A 17,370-nucleotide genomic window follows, 5' to 3' on the forward strand; every position below is an offset into this window, starting at 1 on the left:
CCCTGCTTTCACTTGGGGCCCCACACTGATTGAGAAACAAGATGGCTCAGATAGACATTCAAATCCCCGACATTGGCGACTTCGACGAAGTGGCTGTCATCGAATTGCTGGTGAAGGTGGGCGACACCGTGGCGGTGGACCAAAGCCTGATCACGGTGGAAAGTGACAAAGCCTCGATGGAAATTCCTTCTTCACATGCTGGTGTCGTCAACGCCTTGAAAGTGAAGCTGGGTGACAAAGTTAAGCAAGGCTCGGTCATTCTGTCGGTGGAAGCGGCTGCTGCCGCTGTTGTTGCCCCAGCGCCTTCTGCGCCTGCCTCAGCGCCTTCTTCATCTGCTGCAACAGCAACAGCAGCACCAGCAGCACCAGCACCCAGCTCAACCGCCACTGCCGCCGTGCGTGTGGCCAACAGTTCTGCCAGCAGCTACACCGGTGCAGTGGATGTGCAGTGTGATGTGTTGGTCTTGGGTGGTGGCCCTGGTGGTTACAGCGCGGCATTCCGCGCCGCCGATTTAGGTCTGAACGTCGTCATCGTCGAACGCTATGCCCAGTTGGGTGGCGTCTGTTTGAACGTCGGTTGCATCCCGTCCAAAGCCTTGCTGCATGTGGCTGCCGTCATGGACGAGGTGAGCCACCTCAGCAGCTTGGGTGTGGACTTTGGCAAGCCCAAGGTCAACATCGACATGCTGCGCGGCCACAAAGAAAAAGTCATTGGCAAGCTCACGGGCGGTTTGGCTGCCATGGCCAAGATGCGCAAGGTCACAGTGTTGCGCGGCTATGGCGCGTTTGTGGGCAGCCACCATGTGGCGGTGGAAGAAACCACCGGAACGGCGCAAGACAAAACCGGCAACAGCAAAGTGGTGGGCTTTAAAAACTGCATCATCGCGGCGGGCTCGCAAGCCGTGCACTTGCCCTTCATGCCCGACGATCCGCGCGTGGTCGACAGCACCGGTGCGCTGCAACTCGCCAAGGTGCCCAAGCGCATGCTCATCTTGGGCGGCGGCATCATCGGCTTGGAAATGGGCACGGTCTACAGCACGCTGGGCGCCCGTCTGGATGTGGTGGAGATGATGGATGGCCTCATGCAAGGCGCTGACCGCGATCTGGTGAAGATCTGGCAAAAAATGAACGCACCGCGCTTTGACAACATCATGCTGAAAACCAAAACCGTGTCGGCTCGCGCCATGGCCAAGGGCATTGAAGTGACGTTTGAAGGCGAGGGCGCACCCGCGCCACAGGTGTACGACCTGGTGTTGCAAGCGGTGGGCCGCACACCGAATGGCAAAAAGATCGCCGCCGACAAAGCCGGTGTGGACGTGAGCGAGCGCGGCTTCATCAACGTGGACATTCAAATGCGCACCAACGTGCCGCACATCTTCGCCATTGGCGACATCGTGGGCCAGCCCATGCTCGCGCACAAGGCGGTGCATGAAGGCCATGTGGCGGCCGAAGTGATTGCCGGTGAATTGCAAAGCAACCACGAATTGGCCTCTGCCGCTTTCAATGCGCGAGTGATTCCCAGCGTGGCCTACACCGACCCCGAAGTGGCGTGGGTCGGCCTCACTGAAGACCAAGCCAAAGCGCAAGGCATCAAGGTGAAAAAAGGCTTGTTCCCTTGGGCCGCTTCAGGCCGCGCGATTGCCAATGGGCGCGACGAAGGCGTGACCAAGTTGCTGTTTGATGATTCTCCGGAAGCGCACGGCAACGGCAAGATCTTGGGCGGCGGCATGGTCGGCACCCATGCAGGCGACATGATTGGTGAAGTGGCCTTGGCCATCGAGATGGGCGCAGACGCCATCGACATCGGCAAAACCATCCACCCGCACCCCACGCTGGGTGAAAGCATTGGCATGGCCGCCGAAGTGGCGCATGGCAGTTGCACGGACCTGCCCCCTGCAAGACGGTGATCACCCAGCCAGAGGATTACTTCGCACAAGGCTGTGAACGGTGCAGCCGATTCGCCACGCCTGCCTGCTCGTCCCAAACATGGGCCGCAGGCTTGCAAGCGCTGCGACAAGTGTGCCTGGGTGTGGGCTTGGTTGAAACCGCGAAATGGGGCCATCCCTGTTACACCCACCAAGGCCGCAACATCGCCATCTTGGGCGCATTGAGCGGCGACTTTCGGCTCACGTTTTTCAACGCATCCTTGTTGAAAGATCAGCATCAATTGCTGCAAAGCAAAGGGGCGAACAGCGCACACCCTGACACGCTGAGCTTCACCGATGCATCCCAGGTCAAGGCTGTAGCAGCGTCCTTGCGGGCTTATTTGCAAGAAGCCATGGCGCTGGCAGAGAAGGGCATCAAAGCCGTCAAAGTGCAAGTCGATTTGCAATTGCCCGAAGAGTTGAAGCAAGCCCTGGCCGCAGACGCCGAACTCTCAACCGCTTTTTTCAAGCTCACCCCCGGGCGGCAAAGAAGCTACGTGATTTATCTGAACGCTGCAAAGAAAACAGAAACCCGGCTTGCGCGAATCTTGGCTTGTCGAGAGCGCATCTTGGCGGGCAAGGGCGCGTTGGAGCGCTTGTGAAGATGCCATCTGTCTCTTTCAATATCAGGATGACGATTGCTTCGCTGAGGTTAAAAATTCTGCTGGTGTAAGGATGGCGATATTGCGCCAACGCTGAAGGCTTAACAAGTCTGCATCACTTGAAATAAGGGTCATGGCTTCGCAAGCCACGGCCAAAGCCAGAAATTTATCGTCCTTGGGATCTCGGCAAGCACCAAGCGAGGCTGCTTCACTGGCAGTATCTATTTCAATGCAGGGCGAAGCATGGCGCCGACCAAGGTGCTGGTGTCGATCACCACGCGGCCCATTCAACTCACCTCGAGGTTTTTACGAGCTTGCTGGTCTGCACGTCGGTCAGCTTGCCCGCTGCAGGCGTGAGCGTGTTGTCCGCTTTGGCAAAGTAGGCATCAAATGCATCGGCTGCGCTGGTTCGCTTTCTGCGCAACTGTTGCAACTCCATCATGTCTTGGGGCGAGACGATGAACGCCGCAGTGCGGCCATGCCGTGTGATGGTCACAGGTTCGCGCTGCACGGTATCGAGCAATTGGCCAAAGCGGTTTTGCGCTTCAACGGACGTGACGGTTATCATGGTTAAACTCCCTGAATTGACTATTTTGTACAGTTTAGCCAAGATGGCTGTACCCTGCAACAGCTGCTGTGACAATGAAAGTGCAACGCCCACCCAACACATGACCATCCCTCTTCTCTACACCTACCGCCGCTGCCCCTATGCCATGCGGGCCCGCATGGCCTTGCTGCAAGCGGGCGTGTTGTACCAAGCGCTGGAAGTGTCTTTGCGCGACAAACCCGCCGCCATGCTGGCCTTGTCGCCCAAAGGCACGGTACCGGTGTTGGTGTTGCCCAGCGGGCAGGTGTTGGACCAAAGCCTGGACATCATGCAGTGGGCGTTTGCGCAATCGGCCGACGCGCAAACCTGGTGGGCGAGGGCGCAAACCCCTGACAACCAAGCCCTGATGGCGGTCTGCGATGGCCGCTTCAAACACCACCTGGACCGCTACAAATACCCGCAGCGTTACGCCGACGCCCAAGACCGGGCGCACCATCAATCACAGGCGCTGGCCTTGCTGCTGGAGCCCTTGAACCAAGCGCTGCAAAGCACCAGCTTGTTGGGCGGCACCACGCCTTGCGCTGCCGACATCGGCATTTTTCCGTTTGTGCGGCAGTGCGCGGCGGTGGACCCCGCCTGGTTCGAGGCCTTGCCGTTGCCGCATCTGCAAGCCTGGTTGGCCGGTTGGTTGGAGCATCCTTTGTTTGCGTTGGCGATGAAGAAGACCTTTTCCTGAAACAGTTATTGAAATGAATTGCTGACAGCGCAAGCTGCGCTGGCCATCCTTGTGCTATTGAACATGCTTTTCAAAAAACCTATATAAATCAAGTACTTACAGAAAAGCATGGTCAAACCCAGGCCAGCAGTTGCTGCATTTCAAGCCACCAACCCATTCAAAAAATCATCCGCCCGCAGCACCTGAATCTCGGCCAACGCATGGCTGTGCGGCAAATGGCGGGCTTGATCAGCAGATAAAAAAACAACAAATTGCTACTATTTAATTCTATTTAGTCAAATTATTTTATTGATTAGTACTTAATGAAGTTAAATTAAGCGCTTCATACATCACAGTAATTCATCTGTACTCATGCGCAAAGCTTGGGGATCAAGTGTCAAAAATGTCAAAAACAGAATCCAAAGAGCTTCCAACTGCGCCATGGCTCATGGCGACCGCCAGTGCAAGTTTAGCCGCCTGTGGCGGGGGTGCCGATCTCAATGCCCCGCCTGGCCCAGGCCCCAATACCGGCAACCCAATCGGTATCACCGAAGCGGGGGCCTCCCGCTTTCTGGGTCAGGCCGCATGGGGCGGCAACCCCACCGAAATCGATCGCGTCATCGGCTCCGGCCAAGAGGCTTGGCTGGACCAGCAAATGGCCATGCCCATCGAGCAGACTTTTGTGCAATGGTTGGTGAACAGAGGATATGGCATTCAGCCAATTAAAAAACCAGATGGCACTCTGACGAATGCAAACGCTGGTGACGCAGGCATGATGCCCGGGTTGTGGCGGCGCTTGATGAGCAACCCCGATTTAGTGCGTCAGCGCGTGGCCTTGGCCCTGAGTGAATTTTTTGTGTGCTCTGCCGACAAGCTGATCACGGGCATGGGCTACAAACAGTTTGCCGTCGGCTATTACTGGGATATCTTGGAAGAACATGCATTTGGCAATTTCCGAGATTTGCTGGAAGCCGTGACCTTGAGCCCGATGATGGGCATTTACCTCAACACCAAGGGCAACACCAAGGCCACACCCGGACGGGTGCCGGATCAAAACTATGCCCGCGAGGTGATGCAACTCTTCACCATTGGTTTGCATGAGTTGAATCCCGATGGCACAGAAAAAAAAGACGCCCATGGGAACCCGACTGAAACCTACACCAACGAGCACATTGAAGGTTTATCCAAAGTATTCACGGGTTGGAACTTCGATATGCGAGAGAAAACCTCGAAGGATGCTGATTTCTGGCAAAACTGCCGTTGGTTGTCGCGGCCCATGATCTTGAATGACGACTTGCACAGCCCTGAAGAAAAGACATTTTTAGGTATCACCATCCCCCCAAAAACAAAAGGCGATGCCAGTTTGAACATAGCATTGGAAAAATTGTTCAACCATGCCAACACTGGGCCTTTTTTCGCCAAGCAAATGATCCAGCGCTTGGTCACCAGCAACCCTTCGCCGGCTTATGTCGCAAGAGTGGCCACGAAGTTTGCGAATAATGGCCGAGGTGTGCGGGGCGATTTGAAGGCGGTATTCAAAGCCATCTTGCTCGACCCTGAAGCCCGGCAGTTGGATGCGGGCGGCACCCACAGCAGCTTTGGCAAATTGCGTGAGCCCATGGTGCGCTTCATTCAATGGGCCAGAACGTTTTCTGCGGTGTCTGTGAAAGACCAGACCATCGCGCCACCCAATGAAGATGTTTACAACAAAGAATGGGTGATTTCCAGCAAAATCATCCACACCGAATCGGAATTGGGGCAAGCGCCCATGTACGCGCCGAGTGTGTTCAATTTTTTTCGGCCTGGCTACACGCCGCCCAACAGCGACATCGCCAATCAAAGCATGTTGGCTCCAGAGTTTCAAATCCTCACCGAACCGGCCATCGTCGGCTATGTGAATTTCATGCACAAAACTGTCAACAACGGGGAGAGTTGGGGCGCGAAACCAGCGGGTTACTTGAAAGCCGATTACAGCCGCTACCAGGCCATGGCCATCAACCCCACCGAACTGCTCAACACCCTGACGCTTTATTTGGCGCCCCATGCGTTCAGTGCTGCGCAAATCAACACCATGGCGCAAATGCTGGCCTCCATTCCCAATGATGAAGTTGGTTTGAAAAAACGGGTTTACACCGCGGTGTTGTTGATCATGTGCATTCCCGACTACTTGATTCAAAGGTAAAACCATGAAAGAGCTTTCCAAAGCCACACGGCGCGAATTCATGAAGAAAGCAGGTGCCCTGTCGGTCATGCAAGCGGCCACACCCTTGGCTGCCAGTTTGAGTTTGATGAACAACGCAGCAGCGCAAACAACATCAGTATCCGGTTACAAGGCCTTGGTCTGTGTGTTCATGTACGGTGGCAATGACCACTACGGGACGGTGGTGCCTTACCGTCAGGATTTGTACGACACGTACAGCAGCATTCGAGGACACGGAAATATCAGTGGGGACTACCAAGGCATCGCTTTGCTTCGAGAAAAACTACGGACGCTGACTACAACTGTCAGGTCTAGTTCTCCAGACTATGCGCTGCACCCCGCCATGGACAGCATGCAAGGTTTATTCAACAAAGGACGCGCTGGCATTGTGATGAATGTGGGACCTTTGATTCAGCCGACAACTTTTTCAGATTTCCAAAACAGATCCAAAACCCATTGGCCACTCCCGCCAAATTTGCTGTCGCACAACAACCAGCAAGCCTATTGGCAAACCTCCCTCAAAGGAGAAGAGGCACCCACGGGCTGGGGCGGCCGCATGGCGGACTTGTTTTTATCCAGTAATAAACACGCCAACTTGACCTGTGTGTCTGTGACCGGTGACGCCTTGTTCTTGTCGGGCCATCAAACCCTTTCCACCAAGATGAGTACAGCTGGCGTGGCGACCATCAACCCGCTCAATCATTCGTTGAAAACTTACGGTAATGATGTCGCTGCGTTGGACATGATCAAGACCCTGTCCAACAGCCCTGACAACCACATGATGACGGCGCAATATGCGAAAGTGATGAGCCGCAGTTTGAGCACCTACAACACGGTGGTCGGTCACTTGGGTACAGCTGAGCTCACCAATGCCGATTTGGCTTACATGCCTTCGGCACATGGAACAGAGTCCACCCCTTTGGCCGAACAATTGGAAATGGTCGCCCGCATGATTCAAAAAGGCATCGCAATGGACTTGAAGCGGCAAGTCTTCATGGTGGGCGTGGGTGGCTTTGACTTGCACGACAACCTCGTCAGTCAACACCCCAAATTATTGAAAATGGTGAGTGATGCGTGTGCAGAATTTGATGCGGCCATGGTCAGGCTAGAGGGTGCAAAAAAGATTCCGATGAATAGCGTGACCACCTTCACCGCCTCGGACTTTGGCCGCACCCTGACCTCCAATGGCGACGGCTCGGACCACGGATGGGGCAGCCACCATTTTGTCTTGGGTGGGGCGGTCAAAGGCGGCCAGTTTTACGGCACTGCGCCCCTCGTGGCTGCCGACCACAGCCAGTCGATTGGACACGGGATCTTGATTCCCACCACATCTCTGGAACAACTGTTTGTCCCTGTGGCGCGGTGGTTTGGGGTTGCAGAGGGCGACGACATGGCTACCGTTTTTCCAAATGCCAAAAACTTTGACACAAGCTTGAGTGGACTCTTCAAACCCTGATCAGCTTGAGGCTTGAAAAAATCAAGCCGTGTTGGTTCGCAAGCTGGCCATGGTCAGTCCGAGGCTTTGCTGGCTTTCTTGCGCAAGGCACGCTCGGCGTCGGCTTGCTTGCCTTGTTTCAGCCACTGCGCAAATTCTTCGGGTGTTTCCAATGTGATGGGGCCCAGGGCGTTGGCGCGAAAGTCTTGGATCACGATGTTGGCGGCCTTGGTGGTGTTGATGCGGCCGCCACTTTGCACCGCGCCTCGGTGTTGGCCAATCGCGTTCAAGGCTTGTTCATCGCTCAGACCCTGCACCTCCAGCTTGTAGCGCTCAAGCAGCACCTGCGGATAGTTGGGAATCAGGTAGTTCAGCAATTCCAGCGCCACCACCTCTTCATCAAACGCATTCACACCAATCGCACCACTGGCGGCCAGATTGAAACCGCTTTGCTCGACGATGATGCGCGGCCACAGCACGCCGGGTGTGTCGAACAAATAAAAACCATCGGCCAGCGTGATGCGTTGTTCGGTTTTGGTGATGCCTGCTTCGTCACCGGTTTTGGTGGCGCGTTGGCCCTTCAAGGTGTTGATCAGGGTGGACTTGCCCACGTTGGGAATGCCACAGATGAGCACCCGCATTGGCTTGACCATGCTGCCACGCAAAGGGGCCAGGGCGTGGCAAGCGTCCATCAAGGCTTTGGCGGGTGAACGCATGCTGGTGTCCAATCCAATCGCCTTCACGCCGGGCAAGGCGTTGTAATGCGCCAACCACAAGGCCGTGCGTTCTGGGTCGGCCAAGTCTTGTTTGCTCAGCACTTTCAAAGCCGGTTTGCCCTTGATGAGTTCGGCCAGCATGGGGTTGGCACTCGAGCCGGGCAGACGTGCATCCAGCATCTCGATGACCACATCGATCTCTTTGATGCGCTCCCCGATCGCCTTGCGCGTGAGGTGCATGTGACCGGGAAACCATTGAATCGCCATAACGCGCCAACATCCTTGAGCTGAAAGCTTGCATTGTCAGGGAGATCAGGCCGTGGTGAACAATAGCCGCATGAATGGCGCACAAGTTTCATGTTGAACAACGACCCCCTTGCCGAGGTCCATTGGACCGTCGATGGCCAAAACCAACAAGCGCGATGGCACGCCGACAACGGCTTGAAGCCGCCCAAGCGCATCGTGTTGGCCGATGACACCCTGAATGCGGATGCGGCCTACCGCTTGGCCTGCGAGGGCACGGGCTTGTTGTGGCAAGGCGATTTTCAAAATGCCAAGCAGCTGTTGCAAGCCTTGGTGCGACGTGCCGACAAGTCCCCGCGCAAGCCTCAACAGGCGGCAAGCCCTGCCTTGAACAATTTAACGGCGGAGGCTTTTCACGCGCACCGACAAGCGCAAGCCCAGCGCAGCAGGGTGCTGAACCAGTTGCTGTTGCGCTTGGATGGGCAATACGTTTTGCATTTGCGCCGCGCCCCGGATGTGCGCTTGGCACTAGAGCAAGCCATCGGCCCGGCGGATGGTCAAGCCCGTGTCTTGTCTTTGCGAAGTTTGCAAGGCATGGTGGGCGCTTTCGAGTGGCGCAAAAACGGTTTGGCCATACCTGCTTTGGGCCCAGCGAACAACCGCATCCATGCGCATTACGGCGTGTTCGCGCCGGTGCGCGGTGAATATCTTAGTTTGGTGGCACAAGCGCCCTTGCCAGCGGCTTTGCAGCACCATGGTTTGGCTATCGAGTTGGGCGTGGGCACGGGGGTGTTGTCGGCGCTCTTGGTGCGGCGTGGCGTGGCTCGTGTGTTGGCCACCGATGTGTCTGATCGTGCCTTGATATGTGCAACGGAAAATTTGACGCGGTTGGGCGTGGCTTCGCAGGTCACGCTGTTGAAAACCGATGCTTATCCGAGCGAGAAAGCCGCCTTGGTGGTCTGCAATCCACCGTGGTTGCCCGCGCGTCCCACGTCCATGCTCGAGCAAGCGGTGTACGACGAGCACAGTGGGATGTTGAAAGGGTTTTTAGCCGGGTTGTCGGCGCACCTGGTGCCAGGTGGCGAGGGTTGGCTGGTGTTGTCGGACTTGGCCGAGCTGTTGGGTTTGCGCAGCCGCGAAAACTTGCTGCAATGGATTGAAGAAGCGGGCTTGCAGGTGCTGGGCCGCTTGGACACCCAACCAGATCATGGCAAGGTGCAAGACAGCTCAGACCCGCTGCATGCGGCACGCGCAAAAGAAACCACGTTCCTTTGGCGCTTGACGCACAAGTCTTGATTACTGCTTGGCTGCTTCGACTTGGATCAGCAATTTGACTTTGTCTGGAATGCCAAAGTCGATGCCCCATTTCATGCCCCAGTCGCTGCGCATGATGGTGGTTTCGAAGTCGCCGCCACACACTTCACGCTTGAGCATGGGGTGGTCGTAGCAGTTGAAATTGGTGGCTTTCAACACCACGGGCAAGGTTTTGCCCAGCATGGTCAAAGAACCTGCAACTTCAGACACTTTGTCGCCATTGAAGGTGAATTTGTCGGCGCTGAAGCTCATGGTGGGGTGCTTGGCCGCGTCAAAAAAGTCGGGCTTTTTCAGGTGGGCGTTGAAAGCTTCGGTGCCTGTGTTGATGGAGTCGGCTTGGATGGTCAGCTTGACCGAGCCTGTTTTGGCAGCACGGTCAAATTGCACCACGCCTTCTTTTTTGTCGAAACGACCACGGTTGGTGGAGGTGCCGAAGTGGGTCACTTCGAAGGTGACAAAGGTGTGGGTGGGGTCGATGTTGTAGGTGGCTGCTTGGGCTTGTGTGCCGGTGAAAGCGGCCACAGCCAGGGTGGCTGCAAGAACGGTGGTACGCATGGAAAAACTCCTGTTGGTTGAGGGAAAGGGAAACTTAAAGCTTGGCAACACCGGTGAGTGCAAATTTGAATTTCACTTGCACCTCGTCAGCCACCATGGAGGTGTCTGACCATTCGTTGTCGCCAATTTTGAAGGCCAAGCGCTTGATTGCAAAAGCGCCGGTGGCCGTGGTGTTGGCACCCGCTTGGGTGAGGGTGACGGGGACCAGCACATTTTGCGTGGCGCCTTTGATGCTGAGCTTGCCAGCCACTTCAAACTTGCCAGCACCCAAGGCCTTCACCGACGTGGATTGGAACGTGGCTTGGGCGAACTTGGCGGTGTTGAACCATTCGGCTTTGGGCAACTCGGCATCGGTTTCTTTCACGCCCAGCGTGGCGCTGGCCATGTCCACCGTGAACGCGATGTTCGCTTGGTCTGGTTTGCTCGGGTTGAAAACAATCTTCGCGCTGAACTTTTGAAAGCGACCTTCCACCGGCACGCCCATTTGCTTGCTGACAAACACAATCTCACTTTGCGCAGGCACCAGCTGCTGGGCCAGCACGGGCAGGCTGAAGCCGACAAAAACAAACGCGATCAAACTGTGTTTCAAGCGAGAAAAATTCATGGTGTTCATTTCAGTGGGAACCAGGGAGTATGCGTTGAATCAGGCGGTGTTTGTGCAGCCACTGGTGTTGGATGGCGGCAGCCACATGCAGCACCACCAAGCCCATCATCGCCAAAGCGCTGATTTCATGCCACGGCTTGATGAGTTCGGCCAAATCTTTGTCCACCGGCACAAAATCGGGCAGGGGCAGCACACCAAACACCACGATCGGAAACCCTGAAGCTGAGCTGTAGGCCCAACCAACCAAGGGCACGATGAAAAACAAAGCGTAAAGCGCATGGTGCGTGGCATGGTGCGCCACGCGTTGCCATGCGGGCATGTTGTGGGCCAAAGCATCGGGCAAGGCGGGTGGGCGGTGCGTCAAACGCCAGACCAAGCGCAACACCGACAAGGTCAGCACCGTGATGCCCGCCCATTTGTGCCAGTTGTAAAGCTTCAAACGAAGGGGCGAGATGGGCAAGTCCGTCATGTACAAGCCCATGCCAACCATGCCGAGCAAAGCCACGCCCAGCAGCCAATGCAAGACGATGGCGGGCAGGGTGTAACGGCTTGTTTGAGGCGTGTCAGCAGAATACATGGCCGCAAGTGTAGAGGGCTGATGAACAAAACTATGAAATTAATTTGACGAAATCAATCAAAAAGATTGATTGATCAAGGGCCTCATCGACGCCGACCACCACCACCCAACAAGCCGCCCAACACCCCCCGCACGATTTCGCGGCCAATCGCCGAGCCCACGGTGCGCACCGCGCTTTTCACCACCAACTGGGCGACACCATCATGGCGGCCACCGCGCGGGCCGGTGCTGCCAAACAAAATGTCCGACACGCCGGATGTCCAACTGCTGCCCTCGGCAGGCGGACCCGCTTGCTGCACTTGTTGTTGGGCTTGGGCCACCGCGGCTTGGTCCATCGCAGGCGCACGGCCCTTGATTTGTTCATAGGCCGATTCGCGGTCCACCGCTTTTTCATACACACCGGCCACCAGCGAACTGGCCAACAAGGCTTGGCGTTGCTCGGCGCTGATGGGGCCCAACTGGCTGCCCTGCGGCAACACAAACACCCTCTCGGTTTCGCAAGGGCGGCCTTTCTTGTCCAGCAAACTCACCAAGGCCTCGCCCACGCCCAAATCGGTGATGGCCGCTTCCACATCCAAGCCTTGTTTGGGCCGCATGGTTTGCGCCGTGGCGGCCACCGCTTTTTGATCGCGCGGCGTGAAAGCCCGCAACACATGCTGCACCCGGTTGCCCAGTTGCGCCAACACGCTGTCGGGTATGTCCAAGGGGTTTTGCGTGACGAAATAGACGCCCACGCCTTTGGATCGCACCAAGCGCACCACCAGCTCAATCCGCTCCACCAACACTTTGGGGGCTTCGTTGAACAGCAAATGCGCTTCATCGAAAAAGAACACCAGCTTCGGTTGATCGAGGTCGCCCACCTCGGGCAGTTGCTCAAACAACTCGGACAGCATCCACAGCAAAAACGTGGCGTAAAGCCTTGGCGAATTCATCAGCTTGTCGGCGGCCAAGATGTTCACCAAGCCATGGCCATGGCCATCGGTTTGCATGAAGTCGTGGATGTCGAGCATGGGCTCGCCGAAAAACTGGTCGCCACCTTGCTCTTCAATTTGCAACAAGCCGCGTTGAATCGCGCCCACGCTGGCGGCACTGATATTGCCGTACGCAGTGGTGAAGTCTTTGGCGTTCTCGCCCACATGCTGCAACATGGCTCGCAGGTCTTTCAAGTCCAGCAACAGCCATCCCGCGTCATCAGCGACTTTGAACACCAGGTTCAACACACCGGCTTGGGTCTCGTTCAGGTTCAGCATGCGGGCCAGCAAGAGGGGCCCCATGTCACTGACCGTGGCCCGCACCGGGTGGCCTTGTTGACCGAACACGTCCCACAAAGTCACAGGACTGGCCGCAAAAGCGGGCGTGGCCAAACCGCGGTCTTTCAAGATGCCAGCCATCTTCTCGGACAACTTGCCCGCTTGGCTCATGCCGGTCAGGTCGCCTTTGACATCGGCCATGAAGACCGGCACGCCGATGCGGGACAAGCCCTCGGCCATGGTTTGCAAGGTGACGGTTTTGCCCGATCCGGTGGCACCGGTGATCAGGCCATGGCGATTGGCCAATTCGGGCAACAAAAAGCAGTCGGCGGTGCCACTGCGCGCAATCAGGATCGGCTCTGACATGAGGTCGCTTTCAATGCAATCAGGGGGAAAACAACCGCGACAGCAGCGGTTGCAGCAAGGCTTCAGCGCAGATTGGCTTCAGTGGTATGGGTCTCGGGGTTGACGCGGCGGGCGCCATTGAAACGCTTGACCCAATAGGTATCGTTCATGTTTTCAATCCGCACTTGACCGCCACTGCGGGGCGAGTGGATGAACTTGCCTTCGCCAATGTAGATGCCCACATGGCTGAAGGCTTTGCGCAAGGTGTTGTAGAAAACCAGATCGCCGGGTTGCAATTCGGAGCGGTCGATTTTTTCGGTGGCTGCCGCTTGGGCTTTGGCGTTGTGGGGCAGCACCAAGCCAAGGGTGCTCTCATAGATGGCACGAACGAAACCGCTGCAGTCAAAGCCAGCGCTGCTGTTGCCACCGCGTTTGTAGGGCACGCCCAAATAACCCATGGCATTCACCACCAGATCGGAGGCTTGGTGGCCCATTGAATGACCCATCTGCGTGAATTGCGCCACCAAACCGCGCTCTGCCAGCAAGCCTTCGAGCTCGTCAGGCGGCGCAGCTGAGGGATTGGCATGGGCCAAGCCCAAGCTCATCAGCAGAATGAATAAGAAACGGTGCATGGTGTGTATTCTAAACACCTCCAAAAGGTGGCTTGGCCTGACGCACAATCCATGTTTTTCCAAACACAAACTCAAGGATGGCCATGTTCCGCGCACTCTTACTCGATAAAGAACCCCAATTCAATGCCTCTGTCCAACAAGTGGACGAAAGCCGCCTGCCAGACGGCGACGTGCATGTGCACGTGGCTTATTCCACGCTGAATTACAAGGACGGTTTGGCCATCACCAACAAAAGCCCGGTGGTGCGCTCCTGGCCCATGGTGGCGGGCATTGACGGCGCAGGCACGGTCATTTCATCCAGCCACCCCAACTGGAAAGCGGGCGACGCCTTTGTGCACAACGGTTGGGGCGTGGGTGAAACCCATTGGGGTTGTCTGGCCGAGCAGGCCAAACTCAAAGGCGATTGGTTGGTTAAGTTGCCCAGCGCGTTCACACCACGCCAAGCCATGGCGATTGGCACCGCGGGCTACACCGCCATGCTGTGCGTCATGGCGCTAGAACAGCAAGGCGTCAAGCCCGGCAGCGGTGAAATTTTGGTGACCGGAGCCTCCGGCGGCGTCGGCAGCGTGGCCATCGCCTTGCTGGCCAAACTGGGCTATCAGGTGGTGGCCGCCACCGGCAAAACCAGCGAAGAAGCCTATTTGAAAAGCCTGGGTGCCCACAGTTTGATGGACCGCGCCGAGTTGTCTGCCGCTGGCAAACCCTTGCAAAAAGAACGCTGGGCAGGCGTGGTGGACGCCGTGGGCTCCCACACCTTGGCCAATGCCTTGGCGCAAACCCGTTATGGCGGTGCGGTAGCCGCTTGTGGTTTGGCACAAGGCTTCGATCTGCCGAGCACCGTCATGCCCTTCATTTTGCGCAGCGTGCACCTCATTGGCGTCGATTCCGTCATGGCCCCCTTGGCCCTGCGCCAGCAGGCTTGGGCGCGCTTGGCACAAGACCTGGACATGGCCAAGCTGGAAAGCATGATCGAAGAAGTGGACTTGGAACACGCCGCAGACAAAGCCCATGCCTTGATGGCCGGACAGGTACGGGGTCGAGTGGTGGTGAGGATTTAAGCCATGTTGCTCGACGCCGACGAAAGCCAATTGGTGCTGATTGATTTGCAAGCCCGCTTGCTGCCGGTCATCGCGCATGGTGATGAATGCCTCGCCAATGCGCTGCGTTTGGCCCAAGCTGCCAAGCTGCTTGACCTGCCGGTCTGGGGTACCGAGCAAAACCCCGGCAAATTGGGTGCGAATGACGCCGCCTTGAAAGCCCTGTGTAGGCAAACCTTGGCCAAATTGCATTTCAGTGCTTGCGAAGAAGGTTTGACGCAATGGCTGCGCCCCGAGGTGCCCACCAAGCCGCCCGTTGGCAACACCCGCAGCTTGCCCAAGCACCTGCAAAAACCCGCTGCCAGCGCCCCCGAGCGCAACAGCGTGGTGTTGGCCGGTGTCGAGGCGCATGTCTGCGTGTTGCAAACCGCTTTGGATTTGCTGGAGGATGAATTTGAAGTCTGGGTGGTGACCGACGCCTGCAGTTCACGCACCGAGCGCAACCGGGATGCCGCCTACGACCGATTGGCCGGAGCCGGTGCCGAGTTGGTGACCACCGAAATGGTCTTGTTCGAATGGCTGCGCACGGCGGAACACCCGCTTTTCAAAGACATCCAGGGCTTGATCAAATAAGAAAATTGAGGAGACAGCTGTGGGTTCATACGATGCGTTTTACCGCCGGTCTTTAGACGACCGCGAGGGGTTTTGGAGCGAACAGGCCAAGTTGATTGACTGGCATGTGCCACCCACGCAGGTGTGTGACTACAGCAAACCGCCGTTTGCCCATTGGTTTGAGGGCGGCCTCACCAATTTGTGCCACAACGCCGTCGACCGCCACTTGGCCGAGCGTGCCGATCAGCCCGCGCTGATTTACGTGTCCACCGAAACCAACACCGAAGTCACTTACAGCTTTGCCCAGCTGAGCGATGAGGTGCAGCGCATGGCCGCCATCTTGAAAAGCTTAGGGGTAGGCAAGGGCGACCGGGTGTTGATTTACATGCCGATGATTGCCGAGGCCGCGTTTGCCATGCTGGCTTGCGTGCGCATTGGCGCCATCCATTCGGTGGTGTTTGGCGGGTTCGCCGCGCATGCTTTGGCGTCTCGGATTGAAGACGCCACCCCGAAGTTGGTGGTCAGCGCCGACGCGGGTTCGCGTGGCGGCAAGGTGGTGCCCTACAAACCCCTGCTGGACGAAGCCATGTCGCTCAGCCAGCACAAACCCACGGCGGTGTTGATGGTCAACCGGGGCTTGGAGCCGTTCACCTCTGTGGCAGGCCGCGACCATGACTACGCGGCCTTGCGTGAGCAACACCTGAATGCCCGTGTCGCCTGCGAATGGGTGGACAGCAAACACATCAGTTACACGCTGTACACCTCGGGCACCACCGGCAAACCCAAAGGCGTGCAGCGTGACACCGGCGGCTATGCCGTGGCCTTGGCCGCCAGCATGCAGCATATTTTTGAAGGCCACCCAGGGCAGGTCTACTTCTCCACCAGCGACATCGGTTGGGTGGTGGGGCACAGCTACATCATCTACGGCCCCTTGCTGGCGGGCATGGCCACGCTCATGTACGAGGGCTTGCCGACCCGCCCGGACGGCGGCATTTGGTGGCAGCTGGTCGAGAAATACAAAGTCACCCACATGTTCAGTGCGCCCACCGCAGTGCGGGTCTTGAAGAAACAAGACCCGGCGCTCTTGAGCAAAAACGATTTGTCGAGCTTGAAAGCGCTTTACTTGGCGGGTGAACCCTTGGACGAGCCCACGGCCCAATGGATTGCCGACGGCCTGAAAAAACCCATCATCGACAACTACTGGCAAACCGAAACCGGCTGGCCCATCCTGACCATTGCCAATGGCGTGGAGAAAAAAGCCAGCAAATATGGCAGCCCCGGCATCCCGATGTACGGCTTCGACGTGAAATTGGTGGATGAGAACACCGGCGAAGCCCTGACCGGCGCGAACCAAAAAGGCGTGGTCGTCATCGAGGGGCCGCTGCCCCCCGGCTGCTTGCAAACCTTGTGGGGAGACGACCAGCGCTTTGTCAAAACCTATTGGCAAAGCATCCCCGGCAAGCTGATGTACTCCACCTTCGACTGGGGTGTGCGCGACGAAGAAGGTTATTTCTTCATCCTGGGCCGCACCGACGACGTGATCAACGTTGCCGGGCACCGCCTGGGCACCCGCGAAATCGAGGAAAGCATTTCCAGCCACCTGAATGTGGCCGAAGTGGCGGTGGTGGGCGTGGCCGATCAGCTCAAAGGGCAGGTGGCCATGGCGTTCGTGGTGGCCAAGGACACCTCGGCCTTGGGCGATGCCGCCGGGCGAGTGAAGCTTGAGGGCGAGATCATGAAGCTGGTGGACAGCCAATTGGGCGCGGTGGCCCGGCCTTCCCGCGTGCTGTTCCTGAGCCTGCTGCCCAAAACCCGCAGCGGGAAATTGTTGCGCCGCGCCATCCAAGCCGTTTGCGAAAAACGCGATCCCGGCGACCTGACCACCATAGACGACCCAACGCCCTTGCAGCAGATCAAAGAACAATTGGGGTCAGATTCCAATTAAATCAATTGGAATCTGACCCCAATTATTTGAAGCTTGTCGTGAAACAGTCAGCCTTCGGTGGCACAATCGCCGCACACATCAAGAAGAGAACTTCTTGGTCGCATCCACCAGTCGGT

17 protein-coding genes are annotated in these 17,370 nt (G+C 57.1%); 9 read left to right on the forward strand and 8 right to left on the reverse strand.

The window, feature by feature from the left end; all coding sequences use genetic code 11:
- The first annotated feature begins 41 nt into the window (after nt 1-41).
- Both lpdA and AC8GFP_RS00875 read left to right on the forward strand, forming a co-directional pair.
- Nucleotides 42-1,907: a dihydrolipoyl dehydrogenase gene (gene lpdA / locus AC8GFP_RS00870; RefSeq protein WP_506609339.1), complete on the forward strand. Its 1,866-nt coding sequence runs from the start codon at nt 42-44 to the stop codon at nt 1,905-1,907.
- On the forward strand, nt 1,904-2,527 hold the full coding sequence (locus tag AC8GFP_RS00875; RefSeq protein ID WP_506609341.1) for a YdeI/OmpD-associated family protein: 624 nt from the start codon (nt 1,904-1,906) through the stop codon (nt 2,525-2,527). The genes lpdA and AC8GFP_RS00875 overlap by 4 nt, the downstream gene beginning before the upstream one ends.
- Nucleotides 2,528-2,551: 24 nt before the next feature.
- Here AC8GFP_RS00875 and AC8GFP_RS00880 read toward each other — a convergent pair whose 3' ends face one another.
- Together AC8GFP_RS00880 and AC8GFP_RS00885 are read right to left on the reverse strand one after the other, a co-directional pair.
- A complete protein-coding gene (locus tag AC8GFP_RS00880; RefSeq protein ID WP_506609343.1) occupies nt 2,552-2,818 on the reverse strand; it encodes a putative toxin-antitoxin system toxin component, PIN family in 267 nt (88 codons plus the stop codon).
- 1 nt (nt 2,819) lies between these two features.
- Nucleotides 2,820-3,095 carry a type II toxin-antitoxin system Phd/YefM family antitoxin gene (locus AC8GFP_RS00885; RefSeq protein WP_506609344.1) on the reverse strand — a complete coding sequence of 92 codons (276 nt, stop codon included), beginning with the start codon at nt 3,093-3,095 and terminating at the stop codon, nt 2,820-2,822.
- A gap of 100 nt (nt 3,096-3,195) precedes the next feature.
- Between AC8GFP_RS00885 and AC8GFP_RS00890 the strand changes: the two genes are divergently transcribed.
- The 3 genes from AC8GFP_RS00890 to AC8GFP_RS00900 all read left to right on the forward strand — a co-directional run bounded on the left by AC8GFP_RS00890 (nt 3,196) and on the right by AC8GFP_RS00900 (nt 7,445).
- Nucleotides 3,196-3,810, forward strand: coding sequence for a glutathione S-transferase (locus tag AC8GFP_RS00890; protein ID WP_506609346.1), 615 nt, complete (start codon nt 3,196-3,198; stop codon nt 3,808-3,810).
- A 427-nt stretch (nt 3,811-4,237) separates the two neighbouring features.
- The gene (locus AC8GFP_RS00895; protein ID WP_506609348.1) at nt 4,238-5,971 is read left to right on the forward strand and encodes a DUF1800 domain-containing protein; all 1,734 of its coding nucleotides are present in this window, start codon (nt 4,238-4,240) and stop codon (nt 5,969-5,971) included.
- A gap of 4 nt (nt 5,972-5,975) precedes the next feature.
- Nucleotides 5,976-7,445: a DUF1501 domain-containing protein gene (locus AC8GFP_RS00900; protein ID WP_506609350.1), complete on the forward strand. Its 1,470-nt coding sequence runs from the start codon at nt 5,976-5,978 to the stop codon at nt 7,443-7,445.
- A 53-nt stretch (nt 7,446-7,498) separates the two neighbouring features.
- Here AC8GFP_RS00900 and ylqF read toward each other — a convergent pair whose 3' ends face one another.
- Nucleotides 7,499-8,407 (reverse strand): ribosome biogenesis GTPase YlqF, encoded by a 909-nt coding sequence (gene ylqF, locus AC8GFP_RS00905; RefSeq protein ID WP_506609352.1) that lies wholly within the window; start codon nt 8,405-8,407, stop codon nt 7,499-7,501.
- A 90-nt stretch (nt 8,408-8,497) separates the two neighbouring features.
- On the opposite strand from ylqF, the gene AC8GFP_RS00910 reads away from it, so the two are divergent.
- Nucleotides 8,498-9,679, forward strand: coding sequence for a methyltransferase (locus AC8GFP_RS00910; RefSeq protein WP_506609354.1), 1,182 nt, complete (start codon nt 8,498-8,500; stop codon nt 9,677-9,679).
- Here AC8GFP_RS00910 and AC8GFP_RS00915 read toward each other — a convergent pair whose 3' ends face one another.
- The 5 genes from AC8GFP_RS00915 to AC8GFP_RS00935 all read right to left on the reverse strand — a co-directional run bounded on the left by AC8GFP_RS00915 (nt 9,680) and on the right by AC8GFP_RS00935 (nt 13,660).
- Nucleotides 9,680-10,252, reverse strand: coding sequence for a YceI family protein (locus tag AC8GFP_RS00915; RefSeq protein WP_506609356.1), 573 nt, complete (start codon nt 10,250-10,252; stop codon nt 9,680-9,682).
- Nucleotides 10,253-10,286: 34 nt separating this feature from the next.
- Nucleotides 10,287-10,856 (reverse strand): YceI family protein, encoded by a 570-nt coding sequence (locus AC8GFP_RS00920; protein ID WP_506609358.1) that lies wholly within the window; start codon nt 10,854-10,856, stop codon nt 10,287-10,289.
- Nucleotides 10,857-10,866: 10 nt separating this feature from the next.
- Nucleotides 10,867-11,433 carry a cytochrome b gene (locus AC8GFP_RS00925; RefSeq protein WP_506609360.1) on the reverse strand — a complete coding sequence of 189 codons (567 nt, stop codon included), beginning with the start codon at nt 11,431-11,433 and terminating at the stop codon, nt 10,867-10,869.
- An 83-nt stretch (nt 11,434-11,516) separates the two neighbouring features.
- The gene (locus AC8GFP_RS00930) at nt 11,517-13,049 is read right to left on the reverse strand and encodes a helicase HerA-like domain-containing protein (RefSeq protein WP_506609362.1); all 1,533 of its coding nucleotides are present in this window, start codon (nt 13,047-13,049) and stop codon (nt 11,517-11,519) included.
- Nucleotides 13,050-13,111: 62 nt separating this feature from the next.
- Nucleotides 13,112-13,660, reverse strand: coding sequence for a C40 family peptidase (locus tag AC8GFP_RS00935; protein WP_506609363.1), 549 nt, complete (start codon nt 13,658-13,660; stop codon nt 13,112-13,114).
- An 83-nt stretch (nt 13,661-13,743) separates the two neighbouring features.
- Here AC8GFP_RS00935 and acuI point away from each other — a divergent pair, with 83 nt between their 5' ends.
- The 3 genes from acuI to AC8GFP_RS00950 are packed head-to-tail and all read left to right on the forward strand — an operon-like array spanning nt 13,744 to nt 17,254.
- Nucleotides 13,744-14,718, forward strand: a complete 975-nt coding sequence (gene acuI, locus AC8GFP_RS00940) for an acrylyl-CoA reductase (NADPH) (protein WP_506609365.1) — start codon at nt 13,744-13,746, stop codon at nt 14,716-14,718.
- A 3-nt stretch (nt 14,719-14,721) separates the two neighbouring features.
- On the forward strand, nt 14,722-15,330 hold the full coding sequence (locus AC8GFP_RS00945; protein ID WP_506609366.1) for an isochorismatase family protein: 609 nt from the start codon (nt 14,722-14,724) through the stop codon (nt 15,328-15,330).
- 19 nt (nt 15,331-15,349) lie between these two features.
- A complete protein-coding gene (locus tag AC8GFP_RS00950; protein ID WP_506609367.1) occupies nt 15,350-17,254 on the forward strand; it encodes a propionate--CoA ligase in 1,905 nt (634 codons plus the stop codon).
- Nucleotides 17,255-17,370: the final 116 nt, after the last annotated feature.

This window comes from Limnohabitans simekii (SeqCode), assembly GCF_965234735.1.
GTDB classification, from domain to species: Bacteria; Pseudomonadota; Gammaproteobacteria; order Burkholderiales; family Burkholderiaceae_C; genus Limnohabitans; species Limnohabitans simekii.